The organism is Caulobacter sp. GW821-FHT10E02 (assembly GCF_059415225.1).
The window spans coordinates 71672-94489 of sequence record NZ_JBWKMV010000004.1 but is presented as its reverse complement, the minus strand read 5'-3'; the positions used below and the strand labels follow the sequence as shown (position 1 = coordinate 94489).

18 protein-coding genes and 1 pseudogene are annotated in these 22818 nt (G+C 68.8%); 9 read left to right on the top strand and 10 right to left on the bottom strand.

Translation table 11 applies throughout. The features are described 5' to 3' along the window. Positions 1-103: 103 nt before the first annotated feature. On the top strand, positions 104-640 hold the full coding sequence (locus AC07NI_RS20250; RefSeq protein WP_494622438.1) for a hypothetical protein: 537 nt from the start codon (positions 104-106) through the stop codon (positions 638-640). Positions 641-693: 53 nt separating this feature from the next. On the opposite strand, the gene AC07NI_RS20245 is transcribed toward AC07NI_RS20250, so the two are convergent. The 4 genes and pseudogenes from AC07NI_RS20245 to ccrA form a co-directional block, all read right to left on the bottom strand. Then, complete coding sequence (locus AC07NI_RS20245; RefSeq protein WP_494622436.1) at positions 694-2220, bottom strand: tryptophan halogenase family protein; 1527 nt, start codon at positions 2218-2220, stop codon at positions 694-696. A 66-nt stretch (positions 2221-2286) separates the two neighbouring features. Next, positions 2287-2925 (bottom strand): glutathione S-transferase family protein, encoded by a 639-nt coding sequence (locus AC07NI_RS20240; RefSeq protein WP_494622434.1) that lies wholly within the window; start codon positions 2923-2925, stop codon positions 2287-2289. A gap of 12 nt (positions 2926-2937) precedes the next feature. Then, a pseudogene (locus AC07NI_RS20235) lies at positions 2938-3061 on the bottom strand (hypothetical protein). A 14-nt stretch (positions 3062-3075) separates the two neighbouring features. Then, entirely contained in the window at positions 3076-4332 is a 1257-nt protein-coding gene (gene ccrA / locus AC07NI_RS20230; RefSeq protein ID WP_494622432.1) for a crotonyl-CoA carboxylase/reductase, read from the bottom strand. A gap of 189 nt (positions 4333-4521) precedes the next feature. Between ccrA and AC07NI_RS20225 the strand changes: the two genes are divergently transcribed. Further along, positions 4522-5253, top strand: a complete 732-nt coding sequence (locus AC07NI_RS20225) for an enoyl-CoA hydratase/isomerase family protein (protein WP_494623325.1) — start codon at positions 4522-4524, stop codon at positions 5251-5253. A gap of 7 nt (positions 5254-5260) precedes the next feature. Here the strand turns inward: AC07NI_RS20225 and AC07NI_RS20220 are convergent, their stop codons facing one another. Further along, positions 5261-7342, bottom strand: coding sequence for a multicopper oxidase family protein (locus tag AC07NI_RS20220; RefSeq protein WP_494622430.1), 2082 nt, complete (start codon positions 7340-7342; stop codon positions 5261-5263). A 20-nt stretch (positions 7343-7362) separates the two neighbouring features. Then, positions 7363-8925, bottom strand: coding sequence for an FAD-binding oxidoreductase (locus tag AC07NI_RS20215; RefSeq protein WP_494622428.1), 1563 nt, complete (start codon positions 8923-8925; stop codon positions 7363-7365). A 199-nt stretch (positions 8926-9124) separates the two neighbouring features. Between AC07NI_RS20215 and AC07NI_RS20210 the strand changes: the two genes are divergently transcribed. Next, positions 9125-11113 carry a methylmalonyl-CoA mutase family protein gene (locus tag AC07NI_RS20210; RefSeq protein WP_494622426.1) on the top strand — a complete coding sequence of 663 codons (1989 nt, stop codon included), beginning with the start codon at positions 9125-9127 and terminating at the stop codon, positions 11111-11113. On the opposite strand, the gene AC07NI_RS20205 is transcribed toward AC07NI_RS20210, so the two are convergent. Then, positions 11110-12486, bottom strand: a complete 1377-nt coding sequence (locus AC07NI_RS20205; RefSeq protein WP_494622424.1) for an MFS transporter — start codon at positions 12484-12486, stop codon at positions 11110-11112. The genes AC07NI_RS20210 and AC07NI_RS20205 overlap by 4 nt on opposite strands. A gap of 126 nt (positions 12487-12612) precedes the next feature. Between AC07NI_RS20205 and AC07NI_RS20200 the strand changes: the two genes are divergently transcribed. Continuing rightward, a complete protein-coding gene (locus AC07NI_RS20200) occupies positions 12613-13365 on the top strand; it encodes an extensin-like domain-containing protein (protein WP_494622422.1) in 753 nt (250 codons plus the stop codon). A gap of 1 nt (position 13366) precedes the next feature. Here the strand turns inward: AC07NI_RS20200 and AC07NI_RS20195 are convergent, their stop codons facing one another. Continuing rightward, positions 13367-13864, bottom strand: a complete 498-nt coding sequence (locus AC07NI_RS20195; protein WP_494622420.1) for an SRPBCC family protein — start codon at positions 13862-13864, stop codon at positions 13367-13369. A 205-nt stretch (positions 13865-14069) separates the two neighbouring features. Between AC07NI_RS20195 and AC07NI_RS20190 the strand changes: the two genes are divergently transcribed. The 4 genes from AC07NI_RS20190 to AC07NI_RS20175 all read left to right on the top strand — a co-directional run bounded on the left by AC07NI_RS20190 (position 14070) and on the right by AC07NI_RS20175 (position 18764). Beyond that, positions 14070-14990, top strand: coding sequence for an alpha/beta fold hydrolase (locus tag AC07NI_RS20190; RefSeq protein ID WP_494622418.1), 921 nt, complete (start codon positions 14070-14072; stop codon positions 14988-14990). Between the two features lie 91 nt (positions 14991-15081). Continuing rightward, complete coding sequence (locus tag AC07NI_RS20185; protein ID WP_494622416.1) at positions 15082-15264, top strand: hypothetical protein; 183 nt, start codon at positions 15082-15084, stop codon at positions 15262-15264. Positions 15265-15349: 85 nt separating this feature from the next. After that, entirely contained in the window at positions 15350-16114 is a 765-nt protein-coding gene (locus AC07NI_RS20180; RefSeq protein ID WP_494622414.1) for an SDR family oxidoreductase, read from the top strand. Positions 16115-16211: 97 nt separating this feature from the next. Then, the gene (locus tag AC07NI_RS20175; RefSeq protein WP_494622412.1) at positions 16212-18764 is read left to right on the top strand and encodes a hybrid sensor histidine kinase/response regulator; all 2553 of its coding nucleotides are present in this window, start codon (positions 16212-16214) and stop codon (positions 18762-18764) included. Here the strand turns inward: AC07NI_RS20175 and AC07NI_RS20170 are convergent. Then, positions 18761-19921 (bottom strand): aminotransferase, encoded by a 1161-nt coding sequence (locus AC07NI_RS20170; protein ID WP_494622410.1) that lies wholly within the window; start codon positions 19919-19921, stop codon positions 18761-18763. The two genes, AC07NI_RS20175 and AC07NI_RS20170, sit on opposite strands and share 4 nt — an antisense overlap. An 87-nt stretch (positions 19922-20008) precedes the next feature. Here AC07NI_RS20170 and AC07NI_RS20165 point away from each other — a divergent pair, with 87 nt between their 5' ends. Beyond that, positions 20009-20254, top strand: coding sequence for a GlsB/YeaQ/YmgE family stress response membrane protein (locus tag AC07NI_RS20165; RefSeq protein WP_494623323.1), 246 nt, complete (start codon positions 20009-20011; stop codon positions 20252-20254). 139 nt (positions 20255-20393) lie between these two features. Here AC07NI_RS20165 and AC07NI_RS20160 read toward each other — a convergent pair whose 3' ends face one another. After that, the gene (locus tag AC07NI_RS20160; RefSeq protein WP_494622408.1) at positions 20394-22790 is read right to left on the bottom strand and encodes a putative bifunctional diguanylate cyclase/phosphodiesterase; all 2397 of its coding nucleotides are present in this window, start codon (positions 22788-22790) and stop codon (positions 20394-20396) included. Between the last annotated feature and the right edge of the window lie 28 nt (positions 22791-22818).

Sequence of the window (22818 nt, the reverse complement as noted above, 5' to 3'; positions counted from 1 at the left end):
TCGGCCAAGCTCGGCTGGCAATGCTGCCGTAGCGTGGGGCTTGCAAAACGGATGCTCATGGCCAGCATGGGCAAGCGGCGAAGGAGCCGCTGAGGGGGAGAAGATGAAGACAAGGGCCATCATCGCAGGGGCTTTGCTGGCGGCCGCCGGCTCGTCCGTTCTGGCCAAGGACAGCGAGACCTACGCCGACGTCGGCGGGTGGTCCGTGATGAGCACTGAAGGCGCCTGCAGTATGATGACGACCTATGAAGACGGCTCGGCGCTGTACTTCAGATATACGGTCGGGAAAAATCAGGTGAAGGCCGTGGTCAATGATCAGGCCTTCAAGTCGATCAAGGACGGCGAGGAATACCCCCTCACGGTGTACTTCAGGAAGAGCGGGAAGCTCGATAGCGGTTGGGGCGAGGTGAAGGCCGTCGGAATCGTGTCGGAAACGGTTCGCGCCATCAGCATGAATTTCAACGCGACCGAGTTCCTGAAGGATATCAAGGCGTCCACCACCTTCGCCCTGATGCGGGACAATGACCGCGTGGTCGTCACCAGCCTCAGCCTGTCGGGCAGTGCGGCCGCCGCCGCCAAGCTTGAGCAATGCGCGCGTGAGGCTCACCGGATGAATCCCGGCGACCCCTTCGCGAACTGAGGGGCGTCATCCGGGCTCTCCGCTTCGAGGCCTCCCGGGGTGACAAGTGTGGGTCAGGCCGCGCCGTTCCGCCCGAACCGCTCCAGCGCCTTCCCATGCGGCGGCATCCGTTCCGCTGTCTGACGATAGAGCGCGCGGATCTGCTCCAGGCGCTCCAGCATGGCTCCCTCGTCCATCAGCTCGGCCAGCGGATCGTAGCCCTCCGGCTCGGCGCTCTGGCCGATCATCACCGCCAGCCAGTTGGCTTCCTGGAAGATCGACGGGTGCGGGAAGATGGTCATGCCGCGCGTGCGGAACAGCGCCATCTTGTGACGCAGCGAGTCCGGGACCTCCATGTGCCGCATCCGGTCCCACAGCGGCTGACCGACGCGCTGGTTGGCGTGGTAGTGGAACACCAGGAAATCCCGGATCTGCTCCATCTCCTCGGCCATCATGTCGTTGTAGAGCTCGGCCGCCGCCGGGTCGTTCCTGGCGCGCGGGAAGCTGCCGGCCAGCTTGATCAGGCCGTGCTGAATCAGGTGGATCGAGGTCGATTCCAAGGGCTCCATGAAGCCGCTCGACAGGCCCAGGGCCGCGCAGTTCCTGAACCGCGACTTCTTTCGCCGCCCGGTGGTGAAGCGCAGGAAGCGCGGATCGGCCAGCACCTTATTGTCGGGATGCTCGGCGGCCAGGCTCTTGAGCAGCACGTCGGCGGCGTCGTCGTCGCCGATGTGGTCGCTGACATAGACATAGCCGTTGCCGGTGCGGTGCTGCAGCGGGATCCGCCAGCGCCAGCCGGCGGTGTCGGCGATGGCGCGGGTGTAGGGGACGGGGTCCTCGTAACGCGCCGAGGGGACCGCCACCGCCCGATCGGCCGGCAGGAACGACGACCAGTCCTCGTAGCCGACGCCAAGCGCCTTGCCGATCAAGAGGCCCCGGAAGCCCGAGCAGTCGATGAAGAAGTCGCCTTCCAGGGCTTGGCCGTCGTCCAGGGTAACCGACGCGATGGTCCCGTCCAGCGGGTCGAGGTTCACACCCTTGATGGTCTGCTCGATGCGCCGCACGCCCCGACCCTCGGCCACCTCCCGCAGCAGCTTGGCGTAGAGCGCCGCGTCGAAGTGATAGGCATGAGCCATGGTCGCGCGCGGATCGCGCGGGTCGTCCGTGCGCCAGTCGAACCGCCCGGCCTTGGCGGCCATGTTGCTGAGCGAGAACTCTTCGAGCCCGGCCTGGTAGCCCAGCTTCCGCGCCCGCAGCCAGTACGAGTGGAACGACACCCCGCCGCCCATCGGCCCGCCGAAATTGCCGAACGGATGCAGGTAGCTCTTCGCCGGATCGCCCCAGCCGACGAACTCGATGCCCAGCTTGAACGAGCCTTCCGTGGCCGCCAGCATCCGGCCTTCATCGACGCCGACGATCTGGTTGAAGAAGGTGATAGGCGGGATCGTGGCCTCGCCCACGCCCACCGTGCCGATCTCGGCCGACTCCACCAGGGTGATGCGCATCTGCGGGGCTGCGAAGATCTTCGAGAAGAACGCCGCCGCCATCCAGCCGGCCGTACCCCCGCCGACGATCACCAGGTGTGAGATCTTGCCGTCCATGTCGTCCCCCCGCCGACTCCCCAGTCAGCGGGCAGGAGCCAAACACTCCCTGGGCGGATCGTCCAGCTAGGGTTTCAGGCTCTCGACCCAGCCCCGGGTGGCGTGGCAGGCGGCCATGGCCCGCTGGTAGCCCTCGCGGGCGGTGGTGCGGGCGACGTAGGCCCGCTCGGCCTCGCCCAGGGCGTAGCCATGCCGCTGGGCGAACTCCAGGGCGTAGGTCACCGAGATGTCGGCCGCCGTGAACGCCTCGCCAGCCATGTAGGGCGCGCGGGCCAGCTGACGGGTGACCAGGCCAAGGCGGCTCTCGAACACCGACCGGGCCTTGCGAGCCCCCCAGTTGTCGCGCTCGGCCGGCGGCGCGAGGTTCTTGCTGACGACCACGAAGTACCAGGACGCCGCCAGCCCCGCCTCGCCCAGGTGCAGGAACTGCAGGTATTGGCCGAAGCGCGGATCGTCCGGGTCCGGCGCCAGCGGCGTCGGGCCGTGACGGGCGGTGAGGTACTCCATGATGGCGATCGACTCGACCAGCGTGGTGTCGCCGTCCCGCAGCGCCGGGATGAAGCCCGCCGGATTGATCGCCAGATATTCCGGATCGTGCTCGACCCCGACCAGCAGGTCCACGGGCCGCAGCCGATAGGGCAGCGCCATCTCCTCCAGCAGCCAGACAACCCGGAACCCCCGGCCTTCGCCATAGACGGTGATCATGCGCGGGGCTCCTTATGCTTCTCCCTCTCCCCTTGCGGGAGAGGGTGGCCGCCGAAGGTGGTCGGGTGAGGGGTTTCTCGGCGTGTCCGGCGCGACCCCTCATCCGTCATCCTGCGGATGACACCTTCTCCCGCAAGGGGAGAAGGAGAGCTAGAGGCCCTCGCTGAGCTCCTGCACTTCCTCGAACGTCCGCAGGCCCGGACGCTGGGCGCAGACCAGCACCGCCATGTTCCCGGGCAGATGCTGATTGGCTAGCATCTTCTCGTGGGCGGCGGGGATGTCGTTCCAGGGGAAGACTTCCGACAGGCACGGGTCCACGCGCCGGTCGACGACCAGTTGGTTAGCCGCTGAAGCCTGCATCAGGTTGGCGAAGTGCGACCCCTGCACGCGCTTCTGGCGCATCCACAGGAAGCGAGCGTCCATGGTCAGGTTGAAGCCGCTGGTGCCGGCGCAGATGGCGACCATGCCGCCGCGCTTGACCACGAACACGCTGACCGGGAACGTCGCCTCGCCGGGGTGCTCGAACACCAGGTCGACGTCGCGGTTGCCGGTGATCTGCCAGATGGCTTTGCCGAACTTGCGGCTCTCCTTCATGTAGTCGGTGAACTCGGGGCCATTGACCTTGGGCAGTTGGCCCCAGCAGTCGAACTCGTTGCGGTTCAGCACCGCCTTGGCCCCCATCGACAGCACGAACTCGCGCTTGTCCTCGGAGGAGACCACGCCGATGGCGTTGGCCCCGGCCACGGCGGCCAGTTGCACGGCGAAGACGCCCAAGCCTCCGGACGCGCCCCAGACCAGCACGTTCTGGCCGGGCTTCAGCTCATGCGGCTTGTGGCCGAACAGCATGCGGTAGGCGGTGGCGAGGGTGAGGGTGTAGCAGGCGGCCTCTTCCCAGGTCAGGTGCTTGGGACGCGGCAACAGCTGGCGCGACTGCACCCGGCAGAACTGGGCGAAGCTGCCGTCCGGCGTCTCATAGCCCCAGATGCGCTGGCTGGACGAGAACATCGGGTCGCCGCCGTTGCACTCCTCGTCGTCGCCGTCGTCCTGGTTGCAGTGGATGACGACCTCGTCGCCCAGCTTCCAGCGCTTCACCTTCGAGCCGACCGCCCAGACGATGCCCGAGGCGTCGCTGCCGGCGATGTGGAAGGGCTGCTTGTGGCCGTCCAGCGGGCTGATCGGCTCGCCGAGCGCGGCCCAGACGCCGTTGTAGTTGACGCCGGCGGCCATCACGAGGACCAACACCTCGTCTTCGCCGATCTCCCAGGTGGGGACGACCTCGACCTGCATGGCCGTGGACGGCGGCCCGTGGCGCTCCTTGCGGATGCTCCAGGCGTACATGGACTTGGGCACGTGGAAGGCCGGCGGGATCTCGCCGATCTCGTAGAGGTCCTTCAGGACAGCGCTCATCTCACTCCCCGTTCCTGCCGCGTTGCAACAACGCGCGAGCGTCAAACTCGGCTATGCGCGCCCGATTGTTTCCGGGTCTCGGAAGCGAGGCTGAGACAACTGTTTGAAACTGGCAAGGGAAATCTTGTGCGGCGCAGCATGGCGCTGCGGAAGGTTGCCCGGCGCGGCGGCGCGGGCCACGCTGGCGGCATGATCCACCTGTCGCATCCCGATCCCGCCATCGCCCTGGTCGAACTGGACACCGCTCCCGCCAACGTCCTCGCCATGGCCGAACGGGCCCGGCTGCTGGAGGCCTTCGCCGAGATCGAGGCGGCCAAGGCGGTCCGGGTTGTGGTGCTCACAGGCCGCAACGCCGCGTTCTGCACGGGCGACGACCTAGCCGAGTCCCTCATCCGCGACGTCGAGACCCAGAGCGCGGCGATCCTCCACTTCCTGGCCATGGCCGACACGGTCGCCGCAGCCCGCGTCCCGGTGATCGCGGCCATCGACGGCTGGTGCATCGGCGGCGGCCTGGAACTGGCCCTGGCCTGCGACATCCGCCTGGCCAGCAACCGCGCCAGCTTCGCCTGCTCGGCGGTGCGGATGGGCCTGACCGCCTCGGCCGGACGGCTGACCCAGCTGATCGGCGAAAGCCGCGCCAAGCCGCACCTGCTGACCGGCGCGCCGTTCGACGCGGCGCGGGCGCTGGCCGACGGGACGGTGGCCGAGGTTCATCCGGCCGACGTCCTGCTGGACGCCGCGATGGCCATGGCCCGCACCATCGCCTCCCGCGCCCCGCTGGCCATCGCGGCGACCAAGCGCGTGGCCTCGGGGGTCTCGACCACCGAGGCCGAGACGCCTGGCCTCGCCGCCACCGCCGACCACGCCGAGGCGCGGGCGGCGTTCATGGGCAAGCGGGCGGCGGTCTTCTCGGGGCGCTAGGCCGCCCCTAGTGCTCGTGCGTTTTCCCGGGAGCCGCCGGCGCGTGGGCGCTGGCGATGCCGCCGAAGCCGTCGGGAATGCCGATCGAGATGTTCTGCATCATGCCCTGGTCCTCGTGGTCCAGGATGTGACAGTGCAGGACGAACTCGCCGATATAGCGTTCGTAGCGGGTGCGGGTGGTGACGATCAGGCCCGGCTTGACGAACAGGGTGTCCTTCCACTGGCCGACCATGCCGCCGTAGTCGGCGTCGAAGGACCCGCCCTTGGGATCGGTGACGTCGACGCCGGCCTTGGTCTTCACCGAGACGACCTGGAACGGGTTCACGTGGATGTGGAACGGGTGGCTGGCGGTGTCCGAGGTCAGATGCCACTCCTGCACGTCGCCCAGCTTCAGCTTGCGATCGACGCGGGCCGGGTCGTAGGGCTCGCCATTGACCTCGAAGCGGGTGGTCTTGGGTGTCGAGACGATGTTGAACACCAGCTCCTCGTCCGGGGCGTTCAGCTCGGCCTTGTCGATCGTCTTGTGCCAGACGAAGGCCGACAGGGTCAGGGTGGCCAGGTCGGCGACAACTTTGTCTTGGGTCGGCCCGGTCGGGATGTTGCGCTTGGCCGCGGCGACCATCATGTCGCGCAGCGCCTTCTCCGTATCGATACCCTGAACCGACGGATCGTCCTCGACCTCGGCGATGGCCAGCACGCGGGCGGCCTCGGGCAGCTGCGAAGGGCTGCCGACGGCGGGGGCGGCGACGTCGATGACGCAGTAGCGGCCGCCGGTCGGGAAGTTGACCACCAGGTCGGAGCGGTAGCCGGGCTGCAGGCGCGTGTCGCTGGTGCGGCGCACGGCCTGGCGGGTCAGGCCGTCCAGCGCGATCTCGAACAGCGGCACGGGCTTGGCCGTCTCGCAGTACTTGGCCATCCACGCGGCCTGGTCGGCGGCCTTCACGGCCCGGAAGTCCGGCGCGCCGGCCTTCAGCGGGAAGATCGAGAAGTCGACCGCCTCGCGCACGCCGCCGTGGATCAGCCGCCAGCGTTCGAAGCGGCCTGCCTTCAGGCCGCCGATCATCGGCTGGACGACGCCGTTGATCGAGGTGAAGCGGCCGGAATTGATCCAGGTCGAGCTGGGCGCGAACTGCTGCTTGTAGTCGCGGATCTCGCCCACCTGGTCCGGATGGCAGACCCAGGGCTGCTTGCCGTCGGTGGTCTGGATCTTCCCGTCCTTGTCGAAGCAGGCGTACTGCACCTGCTGGAACAGCAGCACCTTGTCGGCGATGGCGCGGTTGTCGGCGTCGGTCAGCAGGATGTCGATGTCGCCCGGCGTGACGGCGGTCGGCACGCGGTCATCCTTGATGATCAGCGCGCCGTCCATGCCGCTGGACACCTGCAGCGCCGTCGAGCCGTGCTTGTGCGGGTGGTACCAGAAGGTGCCCGCCGCGTGGTCGGCCGGGACGTTGTACTCGTACTCGAAGGTGACGCCCGGATTGATCGAGATCAGTACGTTGTCGCTGTTGCCGGTCGGCGAGACCCACAGGCCGTGCGAGTGCAGGTTGGTCTCGTTGAAGCAGTGCGGGACGTTGACGTCCTCGTGGGTGCAGGGCTTGGGCGGCAGCGGCTTGCCGTCGGGACCCAGGTCGAACAGCTCGTTGGCCAGGCTGATCCGCACCGTCTGGCCGGGGCGCATGGTGATGGTCGGGGCCAGGAACGGCGTCTTCTGGTCGACCTTGGCGCCGCGATAGGACCGCAGCCGGACCTTGTCGTTGCTGAGCGTCCAGGGGTTGTAGATCTCGCCGTCGGTGAAGCGGATCTGGAAGCGGTACTGGATGGTGTCGCGCGGGTCGACATAGCTGTCGACCGCCTTCAGCGCCTCGCTCACGCTGGTCGAGGCGACCGCCTCGGTCAGGCGCGGCGGCGTCGCGGCCGGGACCGCGTCGTCGGGCCGCTCGGCCGGCGGGTTGGCGAAGGACCGGTCGGCGGGCGAGCCGGCCTGGATGGCGGCGGGCTTGGCCGGCTTCTTGTCGGCGGCCTGGGCAACGCCGGCGGCGGTGATCGCCAGGGCGGCGACGCCCAGCAGGAGGAAGGTGCGCGAGCGCATGCTACGGCCTTTCGTGCGGGTCAGATGGATTGCGGGAAGCGGAACAGGTCGGCCGGGTCGGCGCGACGCTTGATGTCGGCCAGGCGATCCAGGTTCAGGCCGTAATAGGCCTGCCGGTAGTCGGCCAGGGACGGGTCGGTGAAGTTCTGATAGGCGCCGCCGCCGGCCAGCGGCCGCATGCGGTCATAGAGGGCGTCCTGCCAGGCGTGGGCGCGGGCCATGCGCCGCGCGTCCTCCTGGTCGTTCTGGTCCCAGTAGAGCCCGACCACCATCAGCCAGCGGCTGTCGCGGTGGACGAAGGCGGTGTCGCGCGCCTTCGGGGCGTTGACCGCCCCGCCGGTCTGGAAGAACCGCAGGTCGCAATAGCCGCTGACCGGCGGCTTGGACCGCAGGTACTGCAGCGCCGCGCCCAGGTCGTCCTCGCCGAACGCGCCGGTCACGAAGGCCGAGCGTTCCTGGTACCAGGTCGTCTCGCCGTCCTCGTGCAGGAATTCCTGGGCCGGCCAGTAGTCGAATTCCTTGATCCCCCGGCCGCCGTTGGGCGGGCACAGGGCGATGACCGGGGCCAGGATGGCGTCCAGCTCGGCGCGCGGGCCGGCATATTGGCCCAGCACGCTGATATTGACGTCGAAGCCGTTGTCGAGCTCGGCGGCCTTGACCGCCTCGAACGACACCCGCGAGCCCAGGCTGGTCGGCGCGGCGTCCAGGGTCGCCATCAGCCGGGCCCCCAGCCGCTCGACCGGGACCTTGCAGGGCGTCTCGGGATCGCGCGTCCATTTCAGGTCAAAGACGGTGACGCGCTGGCCCCGGATGTCGAAGGTCTGCAGGTCGAACGACGTGGTGACGCCGAAATTGCCGCCGCCGCCGCCCTGGCTGGCCCAGTGCAGGTCGCGGTCCAGCTTGTCCTGGGCCTTGGCCGAGGCCCGGCGCAGGCGCGCGTCCGACAGCACGATCTCCGAGCCCAGCACCTGGTCGCCGCCCAGGCCGTGGGCGCGCATGTTGAAGCCGATGCCGCCGCCCAGCAGGAAGCCGGCCGCGCCCACCGACGGACAGCGGCCGTGGGTCATGGCCCGACCGTGCTGGCCCAGCAGGCGATAGAGGTCGCGGTTGCGCGCGCCAGCCCCGACCCGCAGCACGCCCCGGGCCGGATCGTAGGCGGCGCGGCTGATCAGGCTCGTCTCGAGCATCAGGCCCTGGGTGGTGGAATAGCCGGCGTAGGAATGGCCGCCGCCGCGGGTGACCAGCGGCACGTGATGCTCGCGCGCCCAGGCGATGGCGACCGCGACGTCGGCGGCGGATCCGCACCGGGCCACGCCCTGCGGCAGCACGTCGTCGTAGCGAAGGTTGTTGGGCCGGACGATGGCGTGGAAGTCGGGGTCGTCGGGACGCAGCAGTTGGCCGTTGCGCAGGGCCTTGGCCAGTTGGCTCCAATCCGTCGGGGACGCGCCCTCGCCCTTGGGGCGATGATGTTCGCGCCAGGCCCGGGGCGCGGCGGCCGCCGCCTGGCCCGCGAGCAGCAGTCCCGAGGCGCCGACGAGAAAGCCGCGGCGCGGTAGCGTCAGGTGCGATTGTGCTTTGGCCATGTTTCCCCCTTGAGGCGAGCATGGCCGATCCCTTGCGAGATTAAAAGCGGCATAGTTGTATTTTGATCGAATTCTCCCTTATCGAGAATGTGAGCCGAGGCGCCCTCGTTCGCACGCGCGAACCTCATATTGCGTCGCAGCAAGAGCGGGCTCATGATCGTTGGTAATCAAGAACGATAAAGCGCCCCGGGAGCCCGCCATGTCCTCGACGCCGTACCAGCATGCGCCGGATCCGCCGTGGATCTTCCGCACCTATGCCGGCCACTCGACGGCGGAGAAATCCAACGCGCTGTATCGGGCCAACCTGTCCAAAGGCCAAACGGGTCTGTCGGTGGCCTTCGATCTGCCGACCCAGACCGGCTACGACCCCGACCACATCCTGGCGCGGGGCGAGGTCGGCAAGGTGGGCGTGCCGGTCAGCCATCTGGGCGACATGCGCCAGCTCTTCAGCGACATTCCGTTGGAGAAGATGAACACCTCCATGACCATCAACGCCCCGGCCGCCTGGCTGCTGGCGATGTACGTGGCGCTGGCCGACGAGCAGGGGGCGGACCGGGCGTTGCTCCAGGGCACCACGCAGAACGATCTGATCAAGGAGTATCTGTCGCGGGGGACCTACATCTTCCCGCCTGAGCCCAGCCTGCGGCTGATCGGCGACATGATCGCCTGGTGCTATCGCGAGGTTCCGAAGTGGAACCCGATGAACGTCTGCAGTTACCACCTGCAGGAGGCGGGCGCGACGCCGGAGCAGGAGCTGGCCTTCGCCCTGGCCACGGCGATCTCGGTGCTCGACACGGTCAAGGCCGGCGGCCAGGTCCCTGACGAGGACTTCGAGATCGTCGCCTCGCGGATCAGCTTCTTCGTCAACGCCGGCGTGCGGTTCGTCACCGAGCTGTGCAAGATGCGGTCGTTCACCAAGCTCTGGGACCAGATCCTGCTGGAGCGCTACGGCGTGCAGGACAAGAAGGCGCGGCGCTTCCGCTACGGGGTGCAGGTCAACAGCCTGGGCCTCACCGAGCCGCAGCCCGAGAACAACGTCTACCGCATCCTCATCGAGGCCCTCGCCGTCACGCTCAGCAAGGACGCTCGCTGCCGGGCCCTGCAGCTGCCGGCCTGGAACGAGGCGCTGGGGTTGCCGCGTCCGTGGGACCAGCAGTGGTCGCTGCGGATGCAACAGGTGCTGGCCTACGAGACCGACCTGCTGGAATACGAGGACCTGTTCGATGGCTCCCATGTGGTCGAGGCCAAGGTCGCGGAGCTGTCGAAGGGCGCGCTGGAGCAACTGGCGCTAATCGACGCGATGGGCGGAGCGTCCAGCGCCATCGACTACATGAAGGGCGAGCTGGTGGCCTCGAACGCCAAGCGGGTGCGCTCGGTCGAGACCGGTGACTTGACGGTGGTCGGCGTCAACCGCTGGACGGACACCGAGGTCTCGCCGCTGTCGGCCGGCGAAGGTTCGATCGAGACTGTCGACCCGCGCCTGGAAGCCGATGTCGTCGCTCGCCTGAAGGCCTGGCGCGAAGCCCGCGACGACGGCGCGGTGCAAGCCGCCCTGGCCGCCCTGCAAGCCGCCGCCCGCGACGGCCGCAACGTCATGGAGCCCTCGATCGCCGCCGCCAAGGTCGGCGTCACCACCGGCGAATGGGCCGGGGCCCTGCGCGAAGTGTTCGGCGAATATCGCGGCCCGACCGGCGTGGCGATCGTGGTCTCCACCAACGAGGCCGAGGACGTCGAGGCGGTGAAAGCGGAGGTCGAGCGCGTCTCCGAACTGCTGGGCCGCACGCTCACCTATCTGGTCGGCAAGCCCGGCCTGGACGGCCACTCCAACGGCGCCGAACAGATCGCCACCCGCGCCCGCGCCGTCGGCATGGAGGTGATCTACGACGGCATCCGCTCGACGCCGGAGGAGATCGTCCGCCGCGCCAAGGAAAGCCGCGCCCACGTGGTGGGCCTGTCGATCCTGTCGGGCTCGCACCTGGACCTCGTGCAAGAGGTCATCCGCGTCATGCGCGCCGAGGGCCTCGAGCACATCCCGGTCGTCGCCGGCGGCATCATCCCCGAGGCCGACGCCCTGATCCTCAAGCAGATGGGCGTGGCGCGGATTTACACGCCCAAGGACTTCAAGATCACCGAGATCATGGGCGATGTGGTGCGACTGGTGGAGGCGACGGCGCTGGCGGAAGCCTAGGCTCGCGTCAGCCGCCACGCCGCCCACAGCCCCACCAGGGCCAGCGGGGTAAAGGCTCCGAACAGCAGCAGGCCGTCGGTCTGCGCCAGCACCGGGTCGACGCCGTGGCCGAAGCCCAGGAGGTTGGCGAGCGCGCCCGCGCCGGCCGAGCCGACGGCGCCGCCGATCAGCAGGGCGGTGGGGACGGCGGAGGCGGCCATGCCTTGCTCGTCGGCCGGGGCGGCCGCGATGGCGCGGCGGGCGACGAAGGCGTGGGCGAGGCCAAAGCCGCAGCCCAGGACGAGGAAGGCCAGGGCGTTCTCGATCAGCGTCCCGCGCGCCGTGGCCCAGGCGCTGGCGAAGGCCCCCAGGACGATCACGGCCGCACCCAGGCGGATCATGCGGCCATCCTTGTCGGCCGGGACATTGCCGGCGGGCAGGGCGGCCAGGGTCCAGCCCGCGGCGATGGCGCCGGTGACATAGCCGGCCGTCAGCGGCGAGGCGCCGTGACGGGCCTGGATGAAGGCCGCGCCATAGACCGTGAAGCCGATGATCGCCGCCTCGCAGGCGAAGATGTGCGTGAGGCCAAGGCCCGTGGCGGTGCGCAGGTCGGCGACCGTGCGGGGGAGCAGACGGTCCTGCGTGCGGGCGTTAGCGGCCAGCATGGCGGCCATGCCGACGACCCCGCCCACCGCCAGGATGGCCGAGACGGTCGGCGAGGCGACGATGCCGGCGCCGCCGATCAGGGTGACGCCGATCACCAGGAGGATCAGCTGCAGGGTGGGGATGCGGCTACGGCCCTTGTCGGTGTGGTCGCTGGGCAGCATGACCATCACCGCCCCGACGAAGATCAGCGCCTGGACGACGAAGAACCAGAACGTCCCGCGCCAGAAGTGGGCCTCGGCGAACAGGCCGCCCAGCAGCGGGCCCAGCAAGGTGGCCGCGCCCCAGACGCCGGCCACCGCGCCATAGACGCGCGGCCACAGGCTTTCGGGGAAGAGGGCGGTGATGGCCACGTAGCACAGCGCCACGACGGCGCCGGCGCCCAGGCCCTGGATCAGGCGGCCCAGGATGAAGGTGACGAACTCCGGCGCCAGCGCGCTCATCGCGCAGCCGATGGCGTAGACGAGCCCCGTCAGCGCCGTGGCGGTGCGCAGGCCCAGCGCCATCGACAGTTTGCCCGAGCAGGCCCCGGCGACGATCGAGCCGGTCAGATAGGCCGCCACCGACCAGCCGAAATACTGGTAGCCGCCGATCTCCCTGGCGACGCTGGGCATGATGGTCGCCGTCACCAGGGTGTCGGCGGCGTTCAACCAGATGCCCAGGCACAGCAAAGCAAAGCGCGGGGCGAGCGTCCTGTCGACCAGGCGTCCGGAGGGGGCGGGCGTGTTCATGTCGGGGCACATGGCCTTTTTCCGCGCCGTAGCCAAGCCTGCTGGCGCTCGACGGTTGAACCTGTCGCGGAGCTTGTGCTTGGTGAGCGGCGTTAACCTTTTCAGCCTGAGGCCCTTCCGCGTTCCATGCGCTATCGCGTTCCGCACAACCCGCGCATCGAGCACGAAGTCCGGCATCGGGCGCGCCTGGCGCGTTACGCCGGCCTGGTGATCCTATGGTTGATCGTGCTGCTGATGACCTTCGTGGCCGAGCGCAAGATCCCCGACCAGCACCTGCCATGGAAGCCGCTCAGCGTCGTCGATCCGGTCGGCCTGGCCACCCGGGTCAAGGCAGCGCGGGCCGGGGCCGATCCCAAGCTGTGCCGGGGGATCATGGCCAAGGCCGGGGTGGTCTATGCCGAGGTCCCCGAGCGCACCGAGGGCGAGTTCTGCGAGCTGCGCGACGCCGTGCAGCTGGAGTCGGGCCTTGCGCGGTTCGAACCCGCTTCCGCGCCGCTGGCCTGCAAGGAGGCCCTGGCCGTGACCATCTGGGAGCGCCAGGTGGTCCAGCCGGCCGCCGACGAGCTGCTGGGCCAGGGCGTGGTCGGCATCGAGCACTTCGGCAGCTACGCCTGCCGGCGGATGTACGGCCAGAAGGACGGCCCGGTCAGCGAACACGCCCGCGCCGACGCCATCGACATCTCGGGGTTTCGGCTGACCGACGGCCAGGTGGTCAGCGTCGCGTCCGACTGGACCGATCCGGGTCCGCGCGGCCAGTTCCTGCGGCGGGTGCGCGATGGCGCCTGCCGCGTGTTCCTGACCACGCTGAGCCCGGACTACAACGCCGAGCACCGCGACCACTTCCACCTCGACATGAGCGGGTGGACGAAGTGTTCGTGAGCTAGAGCGTCGCCGCCAGCGCGGCCAGTTGGTCCGCCACGATCCCCCAGCCCTCGTGGAAGCCCATCTGCTCGTGGGCGGCCTTGTCCTCGGCGCTCCAGTGACGGGCCACGGCGCGGTAGCGGGTCTTGCCGTCGCCCAGGTCCTCGAAGGTGACGATGGCGACCATGAACGGCTTGGCGGACGGCTGCCAGGTCTCGGTGAAGGCGTCGGTGAAGACGATCTTCTCGTTGGGCACGACTTCCAGATAGACGCCCGGCTGCGGCATGACCTCGCCGTTGGGACCGTTCATCTCGAGATAGGTGTTGCCGCCGGTGCGCACGTCCATGCGGACGTTGGAGACGGTCCAGGGCTTGGGGCAGAACCACTGCGGCATCAGTTCCGGCGTGGTCCAGCACTTGTAGAGCTTCTCACGCGGCACATCGATGATCCGTTCCAGGACCAGTTCCCTATCTTCGGGAAAATTGGCGGCGGGGAAGTTCGCGGTGTCGAGGGGCATCGGGGTGTCTCCGTGTTTGATCAAGTTCTCGCCTCAAGGACGGCCTTGATCCAGTCGTCCCGACAGTCGTCACGAAAAATTCTGACGAACGGCGTTCCGCGATGGAATTCGCCAAATCCCGGTGGCTCCAGCACAGAGGCGCGAGCCCGAAACACCGATGTTGGCCTTCGACGGTCGGACGGTCCGACCTACCAAGGAAACGACCATGACCCGCAAGCTCGCCGGCGCGCTCGCCGCCCTCACCCTCTCCACGCTCTTCGCCTCGACCTCGGCCCACGCGGTCGAGGCCTTCCCGGCCGGCTTCAAGGCCAGCGACATCGCGGTCAACGGCACGACCCTGCACGTCCGCGTCGGCGGGACCGGCCCGGCGGTGGTGCTGCTGCACGGCTTCGCCGACACCGGCGACATGTGGGCCCCGGTCGCCAAGGCGCTGGCCAAGAACCACACCGTCATCGTGCCCGACCTGCGCGGCATGGGTCTGTCGGCCCACCCGGCCGGCGGCTACGACAAGAAGAACCAGGGCGAGGACATCGCCGCGGTGATGGACGCCCTGAAGGTCCAGAAGGCCCAGCTGGTCACCCACGACATCGGCAACATGGTCGGCTACGCCCTGGCCGCCGAGCATCCCGACCGCATCAGCAAGTGGGTGGTGATCGACGCCCCGCTGCCGGGCATCGGCAACTGGACCGAGATCCTGCAACTGCCGATGCTGTGGCACTTCAACTTCCGCGGCCCGGACATGGAGCGCCTGGTCGCCGGCCGTGAGCGCATTTATCTGGACCGCTTCTACAACGAGCTGTCGTTCACCCCGGCCTCGATCACCGAGGACACCCGCCAGCACTATGCCGCGCTCTATGCCCGCCCCGGCGCGATGCACTCGGCCTTCGAGCAGTTCAAGGCCTTCACCCAGGACGCCGAGGACAACAAGGTCTTCGCCGCCAAGGGCAAGCTGCCGATGCCGGTGCTGGCGATCGGCGCCGACCACTCGTTCGGCGCGGCCCAGGGTGAGGTGCTGCGCCTGGTGGCCAGCGACGTCACGCCCAAGATCCTGCCGAACTCGGGCCACTGGGTGATGGAAGAGCAGCCCGCCGCGACCACGGCCCTGATCACCGGCTTCCTCGACTAGGCTTTCGTTCAAGACGTGTCGGTCCGGCTGCGGAACTTTCGCCGGGCCGACGCGTCGTTGGCGTCTAGGACTACAGCCAGGAGCGACCGTGATGCCCGAACGTGAAGACGCTTACGAACCGACCAGCGTCGAGGTCGAACGCAACATCCAGCAAGGCGGCGGCGTCGGCGCCCGAGACCTGGCCCGCCAGGCGGAGCCCAGCGTCGTGGTCCCCGAGGATGATGAAGACGAGGCGGCCGCCGAGCCGATCGGCCGGGCGCATCCGCACGAATAACCTCAGGCGCGCTGCCCGCTTGACCGTTTGAAGCGCTCGCCGCACTGTGGCGGAAATTCAAACAAACGTTTTAGGGTGGCGCGCCATGAGCCTCTTCGACCTCACCGGCAAGGTGGCGATCATCACCGGGTCCTCGCGCGGCATCGGCAAGGCCATCGCCGAGCGGATGGCCGAGCACGGCGCCAAGGTGGTGATCTCCTCACGCAAGCTGGAGCCGTGCGAGGAGGTCGCCGCCACCCTCAACGCCAAGCACGGGGCAGGCACGGCCATCGCGGTCCCGGCCAATATCGCCTCCAAGGACGACCTGCAGCACCTGGTCGACGAGACCCGCAAGGCCTTTGGCCAGGTCGACATCTGCGTCTGCAACGCCGCCAGCAATCCCTATTACGGCCCGCTGGCCGGGATCAGCGACGACCAGTTCCGCAAGATCCTGGACAACAACATCATCAGCAATCACTGGCTGATCTCGATGGTCGCGCCCGAGATGCAGGCTCGCAGGGACGGCTCGATCATCATCGTCTCGTCGATCGGCGGCCTGCGCGGCAACGCCATCATCGGGGCTTACAACATCAGCAAGGCCGCCGACTTCCAGCTGGCCCGCAACCTGGCCCACGAGTTCGGGCCCGACAACGTGCGGGTCAACTGCATCGCCCCGGGCCTGATCAAGACCGACTTCGCCAAGGCGCTGTGGGACAATCCCGAGACCCTGGAACGCTCGACCCGGACGGTGCCGCTGCGCCGCATCGGCGAGCCGGACGAACTGGCGGGGGCGGCGGTCTATCTGGCCTCCAAGGCCGGCAGCTTCATGACCGGCCAGGCGCTGGTGGTTGATGGCGGGGCGACCATCTAGGCGGGTCAAACCCGAAGTCGCGCAACCCGCGCGATGTGCTTAACCCGTCCTACATCTCTCGCCTTGAAGGGTGGCCGCAGTTCCCAGGAAACCGGATTTGCGGCGCCTCCTCGTCTTTCTTGCCTTGATCGGGTCCCTCGTGGCCGGCGCCGCGCAGGCGCAAGGCAATGCGCCCCTGTCTCAGCGTCTCGACCAACTGGCCCAGGAGATCGGCGCCCACGAGGTCCGCAACCCGCCGCGCGACAACGAAGACATCGAACGCGCCGGCCGCCGCGCCCTGCGCGATCGCGGCCAGGCCCGGCTCTACGGCCTGTGGCGCGTGCTCTACGCCTACAAGAGCAACCAGATCGAGGGCCGCTTCGACGAATGGGCCAAGCTGGCTCGTGAAGCCGCCAAGCGCGACCACGACAAGCCGCTGGAGACCCTGGTCGAGCTGGAGACCCTGGCCTATCGCCACGAGACCCACGGTTTCCGCGCCTTCACCGACGGCGACTGGCGCAGGTACCTGACCCAATCGGGTCCCGACATCCGGGTGATGGCCGGGATCGAGCGCGTCCGTCACCTGGGGCAGGTGGGGCGCTGGGCCGAGGCCGCGCGGATGGCCGCCGACCTGACCGTCGACATCGAGCGTCGGGGTCGCGTGGCCCAGCCCGTGCTGGCCGAGCTGCACCAGGTGCACAGCTACACGCTGTCGGACATCGGGGACAAGGAAGGCTCCCTGGACCACATGGCCCAGGCCGTGCGGCTGGACGAGCGCGACGCCTTCCACATCCGCAAGATCGAGCGGATCTACGACATCGCCTACACCGCCGCCGACCTCGGCGAGATGGGCGCGGCCCAGCGGATGGCCGACCTGCACCACAGGATGGTCGTGGCCGACGGCGACAAGGACCTGCTGACTTGGGACCAGCATCTGTGCGGCCGCATCGCCCTGATCCTGAACCAGCCGCGCAAGGTGCTGGACTGCCTGCAGGGCGCAGAGGCCGAGCTCGCCAATCCGACGCGCCGGCTTCAAGTCATTTTGCTGCGCCAACGCGCCCAGGCCGAGGCCCAGCTGGGCATGGCCGCCGCCGCCCGCGCCGACCTGGAGCGCCTGAAGAACGTGCCCAACGTGCTGACCCAGCGCGATCCGCACGTCGAGGCCCTGGTCCAGGCCTATATCGACCAGGCCGAGGGCCGCAGCGATCTGGCCTTCCGCGAGCTGGACGCCTGGCGCCGGACCAACAGCGCCGAGACCGACCGGGCCCATGCCCGCAGCGTGGCCGAGATGTCCGCCGCCCTCGACAGCGAGCTGCGGGCCAAGCGCGACGAGAGCCGCCGCCTGACCGAGGAGGTGCGCCTGTCGCGCAGTCTGGCGCGGGCCTCGGTGGTCATCGCCCTGCTGCTGGGCGTGCTGGTCGCCGGCGGCGTCGCCTGGACCGTCCACCAGCGCCGCGCCTCGCGCCGCCTGAAGGGGGCGCAGGAGCACGCCGAGGCCGCTAACAAGGCCAAGTCGGCCTTCCTGGCGGTGATGAGCCACGAGCTGCGGACGCCGCTGAACGGCATGCTGGGCCTGGCCCAGGCCCTGCGCGCCGGAACCCTGACGGCCGAACAGCGCGAGCAGGTCGACCTGATCATGGACAGCGGTGACACGCTGCTGGTCCTGTTGAACGACATCCTCGACCTCTCCAAGATCGAGGCCGGCAAGCTGGAGATCGCGCCGACGGTCGGCGACCTCGTCCAGACCTGCGCCCGCCTGGTCGGCGGCTACCAGCCCACGGCGCGCGAGAAGGACGTGGCCCTGACCTTCAAGCTGGAGAGCGAGGCGCCCGGGCCGCTGCTGTTCGACGGCGTGCGGGTGCGCCAGTGCCTGACCAACCTGGTGTCCAACGCCCTGAAGTTCACCACCCACGGCAAGGTCGAGGTGGGCCTGGCCTGCTATCCGGACCGCGACGGCCGCATCCGCGTGCGCCTGCGGGTGTCCGACACCGGCATCGGCATGAACGAGGCCACGGTCGCCAAGCTGTTCCAGCCGTTCACCCAGGCCGACGCCTCGACCACCCGCAATTTCGGCGGCACGGGCCTGGGCCTCAACATCACCCGCCGCCTGGTCAAGCTGATGCGCGGCGAGATCCGCGTCGAGAGCGAGGAGGGGGTGGGCTCGGTCTTCACCATCGAGATGCTGGTCGACGCCGCCGAGACGTCCGACGTCCCGGTCTGGGAGGCCGAGACGGGCGACGAGGAGGCCGGCTTCGCGGCGCTGCAAGGTCGCCGCGTCCTGGTCGTCGACGATCATCCGGTCAACCGCCGGGTCATCCGCCTGTTCCTCGAACCGTTCGAGTGCGAGCTGCTCGAGGCCGAGAACGGCCAGCAGGCCCTGGACGCCCTGGACCGCGAACCGGTCGACATCGTGCTGATGGACGTCAACATGCCGGTGCTGGACGGGCTGGAAGCCACTCGCCGCCTGCGCCAGGACCCGCGCTTCGCGCGCCTGCCGGTAATCGCCCTGACCGCGGACGTGATGTCGTCTCAGATCAAGACCTGCCTGGAAGCCGGCTGCGACGCGCACGTCGCCAAGCCGATCGACCTGCGGAACCTGCTGTCGGCCATGGACCGCTGCCTGGCGCGAGGCGTGGCGCGTGAGCTGGCCGCGGGGCTGAGCGCGCTCTAGGCGAAGGCCGCTTTCGCCGCCGCCAGCCGCTGCAACGCCTCATCCAGCGTCGCGTCCGCCTTGGCGAAGCACAGCCGCACGACGTTGGTCACCGGATTCTCGGCGAAGAACGCCGACACGGGGATCGCCGCGACGCCGAACTCCACGACCGTCCGTTCACAGAAGGTCACGTCATCGACCGTGATCCCCGACGCCGTCAGGTCGACGTTCAGGAAGTACGTGCCCTGGCTTTCCAGCACCACATAGCCGGCCGCCCGCAAGCCAGCGGTCAGCCGGTCTCGCGACCGTTGCATCTCCACCGGCATCTCGTCGAACCAGGCGCGGTGGTGCTCCAGGCCCCAGGCCACGCCCGCCTGCAGGTTCGGGGGCGTGGTGAAGGTCAGGAACTGGTGCGCCGCCGCCAGGGCCTTGGTCAGGGCGGGGGCGGCCATCAGGAAACCGACCTTCCAGCCGGTCATGCCGAACAGTTTGCCAGCCGAGCCGATCTTCACCGTCCGCTCGCGCATGCCGGGGAAGGTGATCAGCGGCCGGTGCTCGCGACCGTCGAACACCACGGCTTCCCAGACCTCGTCACAGACGGCGATGGTGTCGTGCTTGACGCAGAACTCGGCCAGCAGGGCCAGATCCTCCTCGGGCGTGACGACGGCGGCCGGGTTCAGCGGGCTGTTCAGCACCACCATGCGGGTCTTGTCGCTGAACACGGCCTCAAGCATCGCCCGGGTAAAGCGCCAGTGCGGCGGGGCCAGGCGAACCAGTTTCGGCACGCCGCCCGCCCGGCGCACCAGCGGCAGGTAGGCGTCGTACAGCGGCTGGAACAATACCACCTCGTCGCCGGGCGAGATCAGCGCCGTGAACGCCGCCGCCAGGGCCTCGGTGGCGCCGGAGGTGACGACGATCTCCGTATCGGGATCGAGCGTCAGGTCCTGGGCCCGCCCATAGTGCCCGGCCACGGCGGCGCGCAGCTCGGGCAGGCCGCGCATCGGCGGATACTGGTTGGAGCCCTCGATCAGCGCCCGCGCCGCCGCCTCGCGGACGGGCAGGGGGCCTTGGTCGTCGGGAAAGCCCTGGCCCAGATTGATCGCGCCGTGCTGGCGGGCCAGGCCGCTCATGCGCTCGAAGATCGTGGTGGGCAGGTTGTCGAAGACGGGATGGACCATGCCTTTGCCTAACACGACGCGAGATTTCTGAAACCCGGCCCCGACTCGTGCATTTCTACGGCGCAGCTTCCACAGGAGGGCATGAGCATGCACGGCGTCGGATTTATCGGAGCCATCATCATCGGCATCTTCGCCGGCTGGATCGCCGAGAAGGTGATGAACCGCGATCACGGCTTCTGGACCAACCTCATCGTCGGCCTGGTCGGCTCGCTGCTGGGCGCGTTTCTGGCCGGGATGCTGGGCATCCACTTCTGGGGCTGGGTCGGCAGCCTGGTGATCTCGACCCTCGGCGCGATCCTGCTGCTGTGGCTGCTGGGGTTGATCAAGAAGTAGAATTTCCCCTTCTCCCCTTGCGGGAGAAGGTGTCAGCGAAGCTGACGGATGAGGGGTTGAAAAGCTTGTCCGACAGGGCGGCGCGACCCCTCACCCGACCCGCTGCGCGGGCCACCCTCTCCCGCAAGGGGAGAGGGAACTACCCCGTCACTGCCTCGCCAGCTTCCGTATCGGCCTCGCCCCGCATCTGCCGCGCCAGGTTCGACAGCAGGAAGCTCGGTATATCCCCCACCGGCATCGGCCGGCCGTACAGGAAGCCCTGGAAGGTGTCGCAGCGCATGTCGGCCAGCAGGCGGGCCTGGGCGGGGGTCTCGACGCCTTCGGCGGTGACCTGCAGGTTCAGGGTCTGGCCCAAGAGGGCGATGGTGCGCAGGATGTCGGCGATGGCCGTGTTGTCCTGCATCTCGGCCACGAACGAGCGGTCGATCTTGATCTTGTCGAACGGGAACCGCCACAGATAGGCGAGGCTGGAATAGCCGGTGCCGAAGTCGTCCATGGCGATCTTGACGCCCAGGGCCTTCAGGGCGGCCAGCTGCTCCAGGGTCTTGACGCTGTCGTGCAGCAGCAGGCCCTCGGTGATCTCCAGCTCCAGGCGGGCGGGCGCCAGGCCCGAGGCCTTCAGGGCGGCGCGGACCTGGGCCACCAGATCGCCCGAGGCAAATTGATTGGGCGACAGGTTGACGGCGACGGTCAGGTGCGCGGGCCAGCTGGCGGCCGTGCGGCAGGCCTCGTGCAGCACCCACTCGCCGATCTTGTTGATCAGGCCCCACTGCTCGGCGCATTCGATGAAGTCGGCCGGCGGCACCAGGCCCCGGCGAGGATGCTGCCAGCGCAGCAGGGCCTCGAAGCCGGTGGTCTCGTGTTCGTGGGCGCCGATCAGCGGCTGGAAGAACAGCTTCAGCTCGTGATTGGCCAGGGCGTCGCGCAGGTCCAGTTCCAGCGCCCGGCGCTCCTGGGCCCAGACGTCCATGGCGGTCTCGAAGAAGCGATAGGCTCCGCGTCCGTCGCCCTTGGCGCGGTAGAGGGCCAGATCGGCGTTCTTCAGCAGGCCGTCGGGATCGTCGGCGTCGAACGGGGCGACGGCGATACCGACGCTGGCCCCGATCAGCACATTGTGGCCGCGCACGTCGTAGGGGTCCGAGAGGGTGTCGACGATGGCCTGGGCCAGGTCGCCCAAGGCCTCGGCGCCGGGCGAGGGGGCGATGACCACGGCGAACTCGTCGCCGCCCAGGCGCGAGACCAGACCCTGGCCGCCGACGCAATCCCGAAGCCGGGCGGCGGCCTGGATCAGCAGGGCGTCGCCGATCGGGTGCCCCAGGCTGTCATTGACGCCCTTGAAGTGGTCGAGGTCCAGGCACAGCACCGCGCAACCCGTCCCACCCGGCTTGCCATGCTCGGTCCAGGCCTTGGAGAGGGCCTGAAGGAACGACAGGCGGTTGGGCAGCTGGGTCAGCACGTCGTAATGGGCCAGGCGCGAGATGCGGGCCTGGTCCTCGCGGGCCTGGGTGATGTCGGCGCCGACGCCCCGGAAGCCGATGAAGGCCCCATCAAGGTCGAGCACCGGCTTGGCCGACAGCGACCACCAGTGGGTCTCCTCACCGACGCCGATCGAGACGACCACGTCGCGGAAGGTCTTCTGCTCGGCGAACAGGGCCGAGAGGGCGGCGACCGGGCCGCTCGGGGCCTCGGCCGCGCCGCACAGCGCCGACATCGGATGGCCGATCAGGGCATCCTTGTCGACGCCGGCCGCGGCGGCCATGCGGTCGGAGACGTAGGTCATGGCCCCGTGAGCATCGACCTCCCACAGCCAGTCGCTGGCGCCTTCCTCGAAGTCGCTGAGCAGCAGGGACACGACCTGCTTCTGCTTCTCCAGCTCGTCGGCGGCGACCAGGCGGTCGGCGAAGATCTTGGCGTGCGACAGGCACGAGACGCTGACCACCAGGTGGCAGAAGATCAGCAGGCAGCCCAGGGCGTAGAGGATCGGGTCGTTGCTGGTGGCCAGCACCCACAGCGAGCCGATGACCATCGGGGTCGAATAGGCGATGGCGGCGGCCGGCAGGGTCAGCATGGCGAAGCCGCCGCAGCCGATCATGCCCGCGATCACCGAGGCGACCAGCATCGGCATGGCGCCGGCGAAACCCTGTTCCTTGGGCATGGTCAGGATCGGCAGCACGCCCCACAGCAGGCCAAGGATGCCGGCCTGCAGGACGATGCGGCGAACACCGCGCGCCGAGATGGTGGACTTGCCGCCCTTCCGCCGCTTGGCGGCGTACCAGCCGCGCAGGCCCAGGAACGCGTAGCTCATCACCAGCGTCGCCCAGATGGTCAGGGATGCGCGGTGCGGACCGGTCAGGCCGGCCAGATTGACGAGCAGGGCGATGACGATGTTGGCGCTCATCATCACCGGGGTCATGCGCAGGATGCTCTGCACCTGCTCCATGCGCACGCGGCCGGCCATGGCCTCGGGCACGGCCGGGCTGACGCGCTCAGCGAGCGCGGCCAGGCCGCGGCCGATCGAACTGGTGATGGCGCGCACGCGCGACCCTCGTCTCATCCGGAGTGGA